Raw genomic sequence first — 12842 nt, forward strand, 5'->3', positions numbered from 1 at the left:
TGCCTTCCAGCAGGCCCTCCGGGCTTCGTTCTTTCGTGTTTCCAGCTTATCAGATGTTTTCCGCTCCGTTTTCCGGAGTTTCATTCATCGGATTTGCTTTCCGCTTTGTCGTCCCCGGTCTCCCGCGGCGACTCCGGAACTGTACGGGCACGGGCCCGCCACATGCAAATCGCCCCTGCCCGGGAGTCCGGGCAGGGGCGATCACCACTGATCAGAGCCGGGTCAGCGGACCTCGGTGATCTCCGGGCCGCGCGCGAACGGGTCGAGCGAAGCGCCACCGAAGCGGCTGTCGCCCTCACCCGCGGCAGCGGCCGCCCCGCCACCGTCGGCGACCATCTGGGCGTCCTCGGGGAGCTTCAGCACGATCGGGTCGCGGGGAGCCATCGGGGACTCGCCACGCACGACGACCGTCTGGCGGAAGACCTGCTCCAGGATTCCGGCCATCTCCGGCTGCACCGCGGCCTGGCCGGAGATCACACCGCGCAGGAACCAGCGCGGACCGTCGCAGCCGACGAACCGGACCAGCTGCACGCCCTGGGTGCCGTCCGGAAGCTGCACCGGGACCTGGGCGCGGAGGTGCCAGCCGAGCGAGCCCTCCTCCTCCTCGATGAGGCCGCCCTGCGAGGTGATGCCGCTGGCGATCTCCTCCCGGACCTCCCCCCAGATGCCCTCCGACTTCGGGGCCGCGAAGGCCTGGAGCTGGATGGCGCTGTTGCCGAGCACGAGGGTGGCGGCCACGATCGCGTCACCGGCGACCTCGACCCGCAGTTCCATGCCCTCGACGCCGGGAACCAGCAGACCCCCGAGGTCGACTCGACCCTCCTCGGGGTTCTCCAGCTCGGTGTGGTCCCACGGACCGTCCGGCCGGGGGGCCGGCGGCAGGCCGACCCTGTCGGCCGGGTCCAGCCCGGTCACGTTCTCGCTCTCGGCGGAACCTTCGACGTCATCGGCCGTCTCGTCGGCGCTGATGGCGTCGTCGGCGAGCTGCTCGACAGCGTCCTCGCTCTTCTGGCGACGACGGAACACGGTCACTGTCCTTCCCGGTCCAAGACCGATGCGTATACCTGCTCGGCTTCCTGCGAGGCCGCGGGCATGCTAGACCCCGGCGTGGCCGCCGGTCGACCCGAACCCACCCTCGGCGCGTGCCGACCCAGGCAGCTCCCCCACCTCGTGGAAACGGGCCTTCTCGACCTGCTGGATCACCAGCTGGGCGATTCGGTCCCCTCGGCGGAAGCTGACCCCCTCGCGCGGGTCCAGATTGACGACGATCACCTTGATCTCTCCACGGTACCCGGCATCGACCGTCCCCGGGGCGTTCACGAGGGCAACTCCGCAACGAGCTGCCAGCCCGGACCGGGGGTGGACGAAGGCCGCGTAGCCGTCCGGCAGGGCGATGGCGACGCCGGTGGGCAGGACGGCCCGCTCACCGGGAGCCAGCTCGGCGTCGACGGTGGTGCGCAGATCGGCACCGGCGTCCCCGGGCTGCGCGTAGGCGGGCAGCGGCAGCTCGGGGTCGATGCGCTTGATCAGGACGTCCAGCTGCGGGCGGGGGGTGTCGCTCAAGGGTTCACCTCAAAGGCTCGTGCGCGCTTCATCAGATCCGGGTCGTCGAGGACCTTCTCGATGTCCTCGGGACGACCGTGCGTGGTGAAGTGTTCCAGCTTCACCTGGACGAAGAGGGCTTGCGCACGCACGGCGACCGGTCCGTCCGGGCCGCCGATCCGCGCCTCGGCGGCGCTGTAGATCTTGCGGCCGCTCGCACCGGTGATCCAGGCGCGCAGGTGCAGCACCGAGTCGACGGGCACCGGACTGAGGAAGTCGGTCTCCAGCCTGCCGGTCACGGCGGGGGCGTGCAGCAGCCAGTTGAGCGTGCCGAGGGTCTCGTCCATCGCGGTGGTCAGCAGGCCGCCGTGGGCCAGGCCGGGGCCGCCCTGGTGGGCGTCCCGGACGACGAACTCGGCGGTGACGTCGAGTCCCTCGCCGGCGACGGCGTCGATCCGCAGGCCGCCGGGGTGCTGCGGGCCGCAGCCGAAGCAGTGTTCGTAGTGGGAGCCGAGCCGGGTGCCGGGGGCGGGCGCCTGGGGGTGGCGCTCCGGCAGGACGGCGTCCGGCGGCGGGGTGGTCGGGGTCGCCGGCATCGTGGGCGCCGGCCGGTCGGTGGGGATGTGGGGGGCTGTCGTACCGGTCACGGGGCCCCAGCCTACCCAGGGGTAGCGAGGCTTCCGGTGGGGGTGGCGTCCGGGGCCGGACGTCAGGGCGCCCACAATGGAGGGCATGTACGACGAACGCCTCACGGTGCCGCGTTCCTGGTGGCTGCTCCCGGTCGCGGTGGGATTCACGCTCGCGCTGATCCTGATCCGGGTCAACGGTCCGGCCGCGCTGATCGGGCTGGTGGTCGGCATCGCCGCCGGCGCGGTCGCGATCAGCAGCTACGGCTCGGCCCGCATCCGCGTGGTCCAGGGCTCGCTGGTGGCCGGCCCGGCCCGGATCCCGGTGGACGCGCTCGGCGCGGCGCACGCACTGAGCCCCGCCGAGGCGGCGGCCTGGCGCGGCCCGAAGGCCGATCCGCGCGCCTTCATGCTGCTGCGCAGCTACGTCCCGACGGCACTGCGGATCGAGGTGACCGACCCGGCCGACCCGACGCCGTACCTGTACCTGTCGACCCGCTCGCCGATGAAGCTGGCGGAGGCCCTGGAGGACGCCCGGCGCGGCGCCCGCGCCTGAGGCGCGCCGGCCGGCCGTGAGCCGGTCAGGCCGAGGAACACGCCGGTCGGACGGGGCCGGACAAACGGAGAGGGACGGTTCCGCTGTTGCGGGACCGTCCCTACGACTTTGTCCTGACCGGTGTGCCGGCCGACTCCGTCCTGCCGGGCCCGTCCAGTCGGACGGATCCCGGACCTGCCGTCCGGCCCCGCTGCCCGGGGCCGGAAGGAGCGGTGTGCCGGTCCCGCGGGCGCAGCCGCGGGCACCGGGCCCTGTCCGCCGCGGTGCTCAGGCGCCGCAGTCCCGGCAGATCGGGTTGCCGTTCTTCTCGCTGTAGAGCTGGCTGCGGTGGTGCACCAGGAAGCAGCTCATGCAGGTGAACTCGTCGGCCTGCTTCGGCAGCACACGGACGGCGAGTTCCTCATTGGAGAGATCGGCGCCGGGCAGCTCCATGCCCTCGGCGGCGTCGAACTCGTCGACGTCGACAGAGCTTCCGCCCTTGTCGTTCCGCCGGGCCTTGAGCTCCTCGATGCTGTCCTCGTTGAGCTCGTCGTCAGTCTTGCGTGGGGTGTCGTAGTCGGTTGCCATTTTTCGCTCTCCCCCTCCGGGTTGTGCGGTGTGTGCGGTATCTCCAGCGCACGTAACGCATGGGGGGTCGGTCTTGTGCCCGACCCGAGGCGGAGATTTTGCCTTACTTCAAGCCCTGTTACTCAATCGACACTCAGCCCGGGCTCCATCGGGGTGATCCCCGGGGCTGCGGAAGGCCTCACGCTGGGCCATCGTCGGCCCTCCACAGCCCCGGCGAACCGGACACGTACAGTGACCACGACGGGTACGAACACCCGCCGAATCCCTTACCGGTCAGGGATGCTGACCGATTCCTGAGACCGGGCTGGGAGCGGAATCCGGTCACGGACGGCAATCGGCACCGCCGATCGGGCGGTCACTCTCCGGGGTTGCCCGGAATCGCGGAGCGACACGGTGTGAGCTTGGTCACGTTAAGAATCTTCCGGGGCAAAGCACGGAAAATCCACCCAGGCCGACCGCCGGGCGGTGCGCCCCGGTCGGCGTTCCGGCACGCCCCGGTCGGCGTTCGACCGCGCCTCAGCCGGCGTTCTTCCGGGCCGCGCGGCGCGCCAGCAGGGCGGCCTGGCGCTCCTCGAACTTCCGGGCCTGGCTGTCCAGCCCGTCCAGGAAGACACCCAGCTCGTTCTGCGCGAGCAGGCCCTCCGGGCCGAGGCCGCCGAACTCCATCACCTTGAGGTGGCGCAGCACCGGCTGGAGCACGTCGTCGTGGTGGATGCGGAGGTTGTACACCCCGCCGAGGGCGATCTGCGCGGCGGCGCGCTCGAAACCGGGGATCCCGTGGCCGGGCATCCGGAAGTCGGTGACCACGTCGGCGATGGCCCGCATGGCCTGGTCCGGGGCGATCTCCAGCGCGGCCTTCAGCAGGTTCCGGTAGAAGACCATGTGCAGGTTCTCGTCGTTGGCGATCTTCGCCAGCAGCTGCTCGCAGAGCGGGTCGCCGGCGTACTTGCCGGTGTTGCGGTGCGCGATGCGGGTGGCGAGCTCCTGGAAGGCCACGTAGGCGACCGAGTGCAGCATGCTGTGCGCGTTGTCGGACTCGAAGCCCTCCGACATGTGGCTCATCCGGGCCCGCTCCAGCTCCACCGGGTCGACCGCCCGGGTGGCGAGCAGGTAGTCGCGAATGGCTATGCCGTGCCGCCCCTCCTCGGCCGTCCAGCGGTGCACCCAGGTGCCCCAGGCGCCCTCGCGGCCGAACATGGTCGCGATCTCGTGGTGGTAGCTGGGCAGGTTGTCCTCGGTCAGCAGGTTGACCACCAGTGACACCCGGCCCACCGCGGTCACCTGGGACTGCTCCAGGGACCACGCCTCGCCGCCCAGCACGCCGTCGAAGTCGCGGCCCTGGCTCCACGGGACGAACTCGTGCGGCATCCACTCCTTGGCGATGCCCAGGTGGCGGTTGAGCTCCTTCTCCACGACCTCTTCGAGGGCGAGGATCAGCCGCGCGTCGGTCCAGCCGCTCGCGACGAGCGAGGAGCTGCTCTGCACAGGGGCGATGGTCACGGTCTGGCTCCTGGGGGGACGGGACGCGCTGGGACGGGCGCGCTGGGACGGGATCGACGTGCTTCGGACCCGTCGGCGGGGCGGCCGACGGATTCACCTACGGTTGCGTAGGTTACGACACCGTAAGTTGCTCGGGCCGCAAATGACAAGCCGCCCCCGCCAGGCCTTATGTCGTCTTGACGGGCTTGGCGGGGGCGGCTGGAAACGGTCGCCCGCGGAAGGGGCGTTCGACCCTTACGGTGAGGGGATCCGGACCCTCATGGTGAGTCCGCCGCCGGCGCGCGGCGTGGCCTCGATGGTGCCGCCGTGGGCGCGCACCACCGAGCGGACGATGGACAGGCCGAGCCCGACCCCCTTGTCGCTGCGGGTGCGGTCGGCGCCCTTGATCCGGCGGAACGGCTCGAAGATGTGCTCCAGTTCGTACCCGGGCACCACCGGGCCGGTGTTGGAGACCACCAGCTCGCCGCCGCCGGGCACCGCGGTGGTGGCCAGCTCGACCCAACCGCCCGGGGTGTTGTAGCGGACGGCGTTCTGCAACAGGTTGAGCGCCAGCCGCTCCAGCAGCACCCCGTTGCCGGCGGCCATCGCCGGATCGAGCTTCGAGCGCAGCTCGACCTCGCGCTTGTCGGCCTCGGCCCGGGTCTGCTCCAGCGCCCGGGTGGCCACCTCGGACAGCTCCACCGGGCGCCGCTCGGTCAGCTCGTTCTCGCTGCGGGCGAGCAGCAGCAGGCCCTCGACGAGCTGTTCGCTGCGCTCGTTGGTGGCCAGCAGGGTCCTGCCCAGCTGCTGGAGGTCCTGCGAGGCCCCCGGATCGGAGAGCTGGACCTCCAGCAGGGTGCGGTTGATCGCCAGCGGGGTGCGCAGCTCGTGCGAGGCGTTGGCGACGAAGCGGCGCTGGGAGTCGAAGGACCGGTCCAGCCGGTCCAGCATGCCGTCGAAGGTGTCGGCGAGCTCCTTGAGCTCGTCGTCCGGGCCGTCCAGCTCGATCCGGCGGTGCAGGTCGGAGGAGGCGACGTCGCGGGCGGTGCGGGTGATCCGGCCGAGCGGGCGCAGCACCCGGCCGGCCAGGGCGTAGCCGGCCGCGAAGGCGATGATCGCGAGGCAGACCAGCATGGTGAGCGACTTGCGCAGCAGCGTGTTCAGCGCGGAGTCGGAGCGCGCCAGGTAGTAGGCGGTCTGCGCGTCGTTGAACTGTCTGCTGTCCATGTCGACGCTGGTGCCGTTGGGGTTGACGACCCGGACGAAGTCGGCGTTGAAGTTGAACGTGCGCGGGGCCAGGTAGGAGACGGCGTCCTGGAAGAACACGTACATCAGCAGCAGCAGCACGACGCCGGCCATCAGGAACATCCCGCCGTAGAGCAGGGTGAGGCGCATCCGGATGGTGGGGCGGAAGGGCAGCCAGGCGAGCATGCCGTCGCCGGGGACGTAGGTGTCCCCGCGGTGCTGCTGGAGCCTGGGCGGGCGCGGGGGGTGCGTGGGCTTGGGGGGTACGGCACGCGGGCCGCCGGCGGGCGCGCCGGAGGGCCCGCCGACCGGGGGCGGGGTGGTCATGATGGTCCTCTCGGGGCGTCCGTCGGGGCGGGCGCTTCACGGCGGGAGCCCTCGGGGCGGGTCCCTCGTCGACGGGGAGTCCGCCGGGGCGGACTCGGGTGGTCAGATCCGGTAGCCGGAGCCCGGCACGGTGACGATCACCGGCGGGTCGCCGAGCTTGCGGCGCAACGTCATCACGGTCACGCGCACGACGTTGGTGAACGGGTCGGTGTGCTCGTCCCAGGCCTTCTCCAGGAGCTGTTCGGCGGAGACGACGGCGCCGCCGGCCCGCATCAGCACCTCCAGGACGGCGAACTCCTTGGGGGCGAGCTGGACGGTGCGTCCGTCGCGGATCACCTCGCGGCGGCCGGGGTCGAGCGAGATGCCGGCCCGCTCCAGCACGGGGGGCAGCGGGATGGTCGCGCGGCGGCCCAGCGCCCTTACCCGGGCGACGAGTTCACTGAAGGCGAACGGCTTCGGAAGGTAGTCGTCCGCGCCGATCTCCAGGCCCTCGACCCGGTCGCTGATGTCGCCGGAGGCGGTCAGCATGATCACCCGGGTCGCCAGGCCCTGCTCGACCACCTTGCGGCAGACGTCGTCCCCGTGCACCAGCGGAAGGTCGCGGTCCAGGACGACGACGTCGTAGTCGTTGACCGCGATGCGCTGGAGCGCGGCCTCCCCGTCGTACACCACGTCGACGGCCATCGCCTCGCGGCGCAGGCCGGTCGCGACGGCCTCGGCAAGCAGCTGCTCGTCCTCGACGACGAGAACCCGCACGGTCGTTGTCCCTTCTCCAGGCCGGCCCCGGAAGCGGACGCACGGCTCCGACGGTGCCTCCATCCTGCCTGGTCGGGCGGTAAAGCAGCGATAAGCTGCCTCCCGGGCACGGTCGCGGGCTCCGCGGCGGCACTCGTTCGCACTCGCACCACTCCGCTTGGACTGTGACACAGGCAACTTTCTTCCGCCGGGAGGTTTCCGGGCCGCCGGGGCGGGGAGGACAGCTGCACACCCCGCGATCTGGCTGACAGCCGATCGCACCCACCCGCCGTGCGTTCATCCGCGCCGGCCCTGGGGCTGGGACATCACCGGGAGCGGCCGAAGGTCGACTCCGCACTCGTCCGGCGATCAAACACCTGCCGGTCGGCGTGCTTTCACCGGCTGGACCTCCCCGGGGCGGAGAGCGCACGACCGTGCACGTCCGACACAGTAAGGGGGCCCGTATGGACGCCTTCAAGGCCGGAATCCTGCAGCGCATAGCCAACGCCGAGCAGGATCTGCACCGAGCGATCGAGGCCGGGGACGAGTTCCTCGCCGAGGTCGAGCAGTCCGAGCTGGACGACCTCCGCCGGCTCGCCGCCGAACACGGCGTGGACACGGTGCTCGACCGCCACCGCACCGCAGCCTGATTCGTCCGGCACATCCGACCCGTCGCCGGACCACCGGCACCAGCGGCCCTGCGGGGGCCGTGCGAAATCCAAGGCCCTGGCATCCCCCGTATGTCAGGGCTCTTCGCATGCCCGGGGCCGTCCCGCCGCTCTTCGCGGGGAGGCGGGACGGCCCTCACGGGGAGGCGGCCGGAACCGGTCAGTCCGCCCAGGCGCGCAGCGCGGCCAGCCGCTCCTGGAGCGGCTCGTACACCCCCGGGGCGGCGGCCACGGTCAGCTCGCCGGCCGGCCCGTGCCCGGGCCGGCCACCGACCAGGGCTCCGGCCTCGGCGGCGATCAGGCACCCGGCCGCCCGGTCCCAGGGCGCGAGGCCACGTTCGTAGTAGCCGTCCAGCCGCCCGGCGGCGACGTCGCACAGGTCCACCGCGGCCGCCCCGCCCCGGCGGATGTCCCGCACCTCCGGCATCAGCGCCAGCAGCACCTCGGCCTGCCGCACCCGCACCGCCTGGACGTAGTTGAAGCCGGTGGCGATCAGCGCCTGGCCCCAGGGCGGGGCCTGGCGGGCCGAGACCGGACGGCCGTCGAGGCGGGCGCCGCGGCCCAGGACGGCGTGGAACAGCTCGCCGCGGGCCGGTGCGTACACCACGCCGACGACCGCCCGGCCGTCCACCTCGGCGGCCACGCTGACCGCCCAGGAAGGCAGTCCGTAGAGGTAGTTGACCGTGCCGTCGAGCGGGTCCACGACCCAGCGGACCCCGCTGGTGCCGGGCCGCTCGGAGCCCTCCTCACCGAGGTAGCCGTCCTCCGGGCGGCGGTCGGTGATCAGTTCCAGGACGAGCTTCTCGGAGGCGAGGTCCATCTCGGTGACCACGTCGACCGGGCTGCTCTTGGTCCCGGCCACGCCGAGGTCGGCGGGGCGGCCGTCGCGCAGCAGGGCTCCGGCCTGCCGGGCCGCGTCCAGGGCGACCTCCAGCAGCTCGTCGAGGAGCCCGTCGTCGGGCAGGGCGGGGTCAGACATGGCTCTCCTCGGCGACGGCGGGGCGCGGGGCGCGCGGGTTGGGGCAGCAGGCCACGGCGCACACGTCGTGGCTGGGGCCGAGGGCGCCGAGGGCGCAGCGGGTCACGCCCTCGCCCCGCTCGGTGGCGGCCCGCTCCAGGACGAGTTCGCGCACGGCGGCGGTGAACCGGGGGTCGGCGCCGACGGTGGCGGCCCGGGCCACCGGCAGCCCGAGTTCGGCGGCCTTGGCGACGGCCTCGGTGTCGAGGTCGTACTTGACCTCCATGTGGTCGGAGACGAAGCCGATCGGGACCATCACCACGGCCGGCGCGCCGTCGGCGTGCTGGGCCTCCAGGTGGTCGCAGATGTCGGGTTCCAGCCACGGGACGTGGGGCGCCCCGCTGCGGCTCTGGTACACCAGCTCCCAGGGCCGGCCGGCCGCGCCGGTGCGCTCGGCCACGGCGGCGGCGATCAGCCGGGCCACGTCCAGGTGCTCGGCGACGTACGCGCCGCCGGGCTCGCCGCGGGCCGGGTCGTCCGGGGCGCCGGAGGCCTCGGCCATGGCGTCCGGGATGGAGTGGGTGGTGAACGCCAGCCGGGCGCCGGGGCGGACGGCCTCGGGCAGCTCCGCCAGGGCCGCCAGGGTGGCGTCGATCATCGGCCCGACGAAGCCGGGGTGGTTGTAGAAGTGCCGCAGCTTGTCGACCCGCAGGGCGGGCACGCCCTCCTCGGCGAGGGCGGCCAGCGCGTCGGCCAGGTTCTCCCGGTACTGGCGGCAGCCCGAGTAGCCGGCGTAGGCACTGGTGGCGAGCACGGCGATCCGGCGGTGGCCGTCCGCCGCCAGCTCCCGCAGGGTGTCCACGAGGTAGGGCGCCCAGTTCCGGTTGCCCCAGTAGACCGGCAGGTCCAGCCCGTGCTCCGCGAAGTCCTCGCGCAGCGCGGCGAGCAGCTCCCGGTTCTGCCCGTTGATCGGACTGACCCCGCCGAACATGAAGTAGTGCTTGCCCACCTCCTTCAGCCGCTCCTTGGGGATGCCGCGGCCGCGGGTGACGTTCTCCAGGAACGGGACGACCTCCTCGGGGCCCTCGGGCCCGCCGAAGGACAGCAGCAGCAGGGCGTCGTACGGGGCGGCGCCGGAGGGTGCGATTGTGTGCGCGTCGGACATGCCACCGATCCTGCCACCGTGTGGCCGGGCGCCGTCGCCGGGGCCGCGCGGATGTCCGGAAAATACGGTTTGCCAAGGTACGTAAGCTGTGTTTGCCAGCCTTGTTCCTTACTTCTCCCTGCCCGGAGCTCCCGTGCTGTCCAGCTACCGCCAGATATTCGCCTCCCCCGGCACTCTGGCCTTCTCCTCCACCGGCTTCGTCTCCCGACTGCCGATCTCCATGACCGGGATCGGCATCGTCACCATGCTCTCCCAGCTCAGAGGCTCCTACGGGGTGGCCGGCCTGGTCTCGGCCTGCCTCGCGGTCTCCGCCGCGATCCTCGGCCCGCAGGTCTCCCGGCTGGTCGACCGGCACGGCCAGCGCAGGATCATCGTCCCCGCCATGGCGATCACCATCGTCTCCGTCACCGGCCTGCTGCTCTGCGCCCGGCTGGAGGCCCCGGACTGGACGCTGTTCGTGTTCGCCGCCGGCATGGGCGTGATGCCGAGCACCGGCGCGATGGTCCGCGCCCGCTGGGCCCACCTCTACCGCGAGGACGGCGACAGGCTGCACACCGCGTACTCCTTCGAGGCCGTGGTCGACGAGGTCTGCTTCATCGTCGGCCCGATCCTCTCCATCGGCCTGGCCACCTCCGTCTTCCCCGAGGCGGGCGTGCTGCTCTCCGGGATCTTCCTCGCCGTCGGCGTCCTGCTGTTCGCCGGGCAGCGCTCCACCGAACCGCCGGTCCACCCGGCGGCTCGACATCAAGGCGGCTCGATCATCCTCAACGGCGGCCTCCAGGTGCTGATCCTGACCTTCGTCGCCACCGGCGCGATCTTCGGTTCGGTCGAGGTGGTCACCGTCGCCTTCGCCGAGGACCAGGGCCACAAGTCGATCTCCAGCGTGATCCTCGCGCTGTGGGCGCTCGGCTCCTGCCTGGCCGGGGTGGTGTTCGGCACCCTCAAGCTCTCCGGCTCGATGGCCGTGCGCTTCCTCGTCGGCGTGCTGTTCATGGCGCTCAGCATGGTGCCGCTGCTGCTGGTCGCCCACGCGGTGCACGGCGTCGGCGGGCTGGCCGTGGTCGGCGCCGCGCTGCTGGTCGCGGGCATCGCCATCTCCCCCACCCTGATCACCGCGATGGCGCTGGTCGAACGGCTCGTCCCGGCCGCCCAGCTGACCGAGGGCATGACCTGGACCACCACCGGCCTGGCCCTCGGCGTCGCGGCCGGCTCCTCGGCCGGCGGCTGGGTGATCGACTCCTCCGGCGCCGCCGCCGGCTACTGGGTGCCGCTGGCGGCCGGCCTGCTCGGGGTGGTCGCCGCCCTCGCCGGCCTCGGCCGGCTGAGCGCCGGGCTGGCGTCCGGCGCGCCCGCCGCCGCGGCCGGCCACGGGGTCGAACTGCCCGTAGACGTCGAACGGTGAACTGACTAATCTCTCGCCCTACCCGCGGGCCTACCCGTGGGTAGGGCTCGTCCTCCGGATTCCGCGGACCCGGCAAGGTTCCAGGAGACAGGCCCTGAGGGCGGCCGCGCCGCCCCGGACCGCGCCGACCAGGTCGGCCACGGAGCAGGAGGCAGCGCAATGCCCCAGGCCAGTACCGCGACCCCCACCCGGTGGACCAACTGGGCCGGCAACCAGAGCGCCCGGCCCGCCCGGGCCGCCGCCCCCGGCACCGTGGAGGAACTGGCCAAGGAGATCCTGCGGGCCGCCGAACAGGGCCGCACCGTCAAGGCCGTCGGCTCCGGCCACTCCTTCACCTCGATCGCCTCCGCCGGCGACGGCGTCCAGATCCGCCCGCACGCGCTCACCGCCGTCCGCGGGATCGACCGCGAGGCCGGCACCATCACCGTCGAGTCCGGCCTCCCGCTGCACCGGCTCAACCGGGTCCTCGCCGCCGCGGGCCTCTCGCTGGCCAACATGGGCGACATCGAGGTCCAGACCGTGGCCGGCGCCACCAGCACCGGCACCCACGGCACCGGCCGCGACTCCGGCTCGCTGGCCGCCCAGATCCGCGCGCTGGAGATCGTCCTCGCCGACGGCACCGTCCGGCACTGCTCCCCCACCGAGAACCCCCGGCTCTTCCAGGGCGCCAGGCTCGGCCTCGGCGCACTCGGCGTGATCACGGCCCTCACCTTCGGCGTCGAGCCGGCCTTCCTGCTCACCGCGCACGAACAGCCGATGGGCTTCGACGAGGTGCTGGAGCGCCTGGACGACCTCACCGCCGTCAACGAGCACTTCGAGTTCTACTGGTTCCCGCACACCGACCGCTGCTCCACCAAGCGCAACAACCGCAGCCAGGGCCCGGCCGCCCCGCTGCCCCGGTTCAAGGAGTGGCTGGAGGACGACTTCCTCTCCAACACCGTCTGGGAGGGAGCCTGCCGGGTCGGCCGGCGCTTCCCCGGCTCGATCCCCTCGATCGCCTCGCTGGCCAGCCGGGCCTGGTCCGAGCGCAGCTTCACCGACACCGCGTACAAGGTGTTCACCAGCCCCCGCAAGGTCCGCTTCGTGGAGATGGAGTACGCGGTGCCGCGCGCGGCCGTCGGCGAGGTGCTGCGCGAACTGAAGGCCCTGATCGAACGGTCCGACTGGAAGATCAGCTTCCCGGTCGAGGTGCGCTTCGCCCCCGCCGACGACCTCTGGCTCTCCACCGCCTCCGGCCGGGACAGCGCCTACATCGCCGTCCACCTCTACCGGGGCACCGCCGACCAGGGCTACTTCACCGGCGTCGAACAGCTGATGACCGCCCATCAGGGCCGCCCGCACTGGGGCAAGCTGCACACCCGGGACGCCGGGTACCTGGCCGACGTCTACCCGCACTTCGGCGACTTCACCGCGCTGCGCGACGAGGTCGACCCGCAGCGGGTGTTCGGCAACGACTACCTGCGCCGGGTGCTCGGCGCCTAGATGAATGAGTCCGATTGATGGGCTGGCCGCGACCATGACGAAGGGTGCCCGTTGGTTGGTTTGTGAAGACGAACCTGGACACCCTTCTGA

The 12842-nt window shown here is 72.2% G+C and carries 13 protein-coding genes; 4 read left to right on the top strand and 9 right to left on the bottom strand.

Annotation, left to right across the window (positions count from 1 at the left end; genetic code table 11):
• Positions 1–222: 222 nt before the first annotated feature.
• The 3 genes from ACFRAR_RS36425 to ACFRAR_RS36435 form a co-directional block, all read right to left on the bottom strand.
• Positions 223–1026: a DUF3710 domain-containing protein gene (locus tag ACFRAR_RS36425; protein ID WP_380704313.1), complete on the bottom strand. Its 804-nt coding sequence runs from the start codon at positions 1024–1026 to the stop codon at positions 223–225.
• A gap of 69 nt (positions 1027–1095) precedes the next feature.
• Complete coding sequence (gene dut / locus ACFRAR_RS36430) at positions 1096–1563, bottom strand: dUTP diphosphatase (protein WP_380704315.1); 468 nt, start codon at positions 1561–1563, stop codon at positions 1096–1098.
• Positions 1560–2138: a PaaI family thioesterase gene (locus tag ACFRAR_RS36435; protein ID WP_380704331.1), complete on the bottom strand. Its 579-nt coding sequence runs from the start codon at positions 2136–2138 to the stop codon at positions 1560–1562. The genes dut and ACFRAR_RS36435 overlap by 4 nt, the downstream gene beginning before the upstream one ends.
• Positions 2139–2274: 136 nt before the next feature.
• On the opposite strand from ACFRAR_RS36435, the gene ACFRAR_RS36440 reads away from it, so the two are divergent.
• Positions 2275–2724 carry a DUF3093 domain-containing protein gene (locus ACFRAR_RS36440; RefSeq protein ID WP_380704317.1) on the top strand — a complete coding sequence of 150 codons (450 nt, stop codon included), beginning with the start codon at positions 2275–2277 and terminating at the stop codon, positions 2722–2724.
• Positions 2725–2991: 267 nt separating this feature from the next.
• On the opposite strand, the gene ACFRAR_RS36445 is transcribed toward ACFRAR_RS36440, so the two are convergent.
• From ACFRAR_RS36445 to ACFRAR_RS36460, 4 genes are all read right to left on the bottom strand, one after another.
• Positions 2992–3291, bottom strand: a complete 300-nt coding sequence (locus ACFRAR_RS36445) for a DUF4193 domain-containing protein (protein ID WP_030285479.1) — start codon at positions 3289–3291, stop codon at positions 2992–2994.
• A gap of 516 nt (positions 3292–3807) precedes the next feature.
• Entirely contained in the window at positions 3808–4791 is a 984-nt protein-coding gene (locus ACFRAR_RS36450; RefSeq protein ID WP_380704319.1) for an acyl-ACP desaturase, read from the bottom strand.
• A 234-nt stretch (positions 4792–5025) separates the two neighbouring features.
• Positions 5026–6342 carry a sensor histidine kinase gene (locus ACFRAR_RS36455; protein WP_380704321.1) on the bottom strand — a complete coding sequence of 439 codons (1317 nt, stop codon included), beginning with the start codon at positions 6340–6342 and terminating at the stop codon, positions 5026–5028.
• A gap of 102 nt (positions 6343–6444) precedes the next feature.
• On the bottom strand, positions 6445–7098 hold the full coding sequence (locus tag ACFRAR_RS36460; RefSeq protein ID WP_030057689.1) for a response regulator transcription factor: 654 nt from the start codon (positions 7096–7098) through the stop codon (positions 6445–6447).
• 443 nt (positions 7099–7541) lie between these two features.
• Here ACFRAR_RS36460 and ACFRAR_RS36465 point away from each other — a divergent pair, with 443 nt between their 5' ends.
• Positions 7542–7727, top strand: a complete 186-nt coding sequence (locus tag ACFRAR_RS36465; protein ID WP_030285471.1) for a hypothetical protein — start codon at positions 7542–7544, stop codon at positions 7725–7727.
• 178 nt (positions 7728–7905) lie between these two features.
• Here ACFRAR_RS36465 and ACFRAR_RS36470 read toward each other — a convergent pair whose 3' ends face one another.
• A complete protein-coding gene (locus ACFRAR_RS36470) occupies positions 7906–8724 on the bottom strand; it encodes an inositol monophosphatase family protein (RefSeq protein ID WP_380704323.1) in 819 nt (272 codons plus the stop codon).
• Positions 8717–9868 (bottom strand): ferrochelatase, encoded by a 1152-nt coding sequence (locus ACFRAR_RS36475; RefSeq protein ID WP_380704325.1) that lies wholly within the window; start codon positions 9866–9868, stop codon positions 8717–8719. The genes ACFRAR_RS36470 and ACFRAR_RS36475 overlap by 8 nt, the downstream gene beginning before the upstream one ends.
• Before the next feature lie 133 nt (positions 9869–10001).
• On the opposite strand from ACFRAR_RS36475, the gene ACFRAR_RS36480 reads away from it, so the two are divergent.
• Positions 10002–11270: an MFS transporter gene (locus tag ACFRAR_RS36480; protein ID WP_380704327.1), complete on the top strand. Its 1269-nt coding sequence runs from the start codon at positions 10002–10004 to the stop codon at positions 11268–11270.
• A gap of 159 nt (positions 11271–11429) precedes the next feature.
• Positions 11430–12752: a D-arabinono-1,4-lactone oxidase gene (locus ACFRAR_RS36485; RefSeq protein WP_380704329.1), complete on the top strand. Its 1323-nt coding sequence runs from the start codon at positions 11430–11432 to the stop codon at positions 12750–12752.
• Positions 12753–12842: the final 90 nt, after the last annotated feature.

Source organism: Kitasatospora sp. NPDC056651 (assembly GCF_042792155.1).
Taxonomy (GTDB): Bacteria; Actinomycetota; Actinomycetes; order Streptomycetales; family Streptomycetaceae; genus Kitasatospora.

Bases quoted from the DNA above. Each gene is read 5' to 3' on its own strand.
- ACFRAR_RS36445 (WP_030285479.1), bottom strand. From the start codon at position 3,291: ATGGCAACCGACTACGACACCCCACGCAAGACTGACGACGAGCTCAAC.
- ACFRAR_RS36485 (WP_380704329.1), top strand. From the start codon at position 11,430: ATGCCCCAGGCCAGTACCGCGACCCCCACCCGGTGGACCAACTGGGCC.
- ACFRAR_RS36465 (WP_030285471.1), top strand. From the start codon at position 7,542: ATGGACGCCTTCAAGGCCGGAATCCTGCAGCGCATAGCCAACGCCGAG.
- ACFRAR_RS36440 (WP_380704317.1), top strand. From the start codon at position 2,275: ATGTACGACGAACGCCTCACGGTGCCGCGTTCCTGGTGGCTGCTCCCG.
- ACFRAR_RS36435 (WP_380704331.1), bottom strand. From the start codon at position 2,138: ATGCCGGCGACCCCGACCACCCCGCCGCCGGACGCCGTCCTGCCGGAG.
- ACFRAR_RS36455 (WP_380704321.1), bottom strand. From the start codon at position 6,342: ATGACCACCCCGCCCCCGGTCGGCGGGCCCTCCGGCGCGCCCGCCGGC.
- ACFRAR_RS36470 (WP_380704323.1), bottom strand. From the start codon at position 8,724: ATGTCTGACCCCGCCCTGCCCGACGACGGGCTCCTCGACGAGCTGCTG.
- ACFRAR_RS36475 (WP_380704325.1), bottom strand. From the start codon at position 9,868: ATGTCCGACGCGCACACAATCGCACCCTCCGGCGCCGCCCCGTACGAC.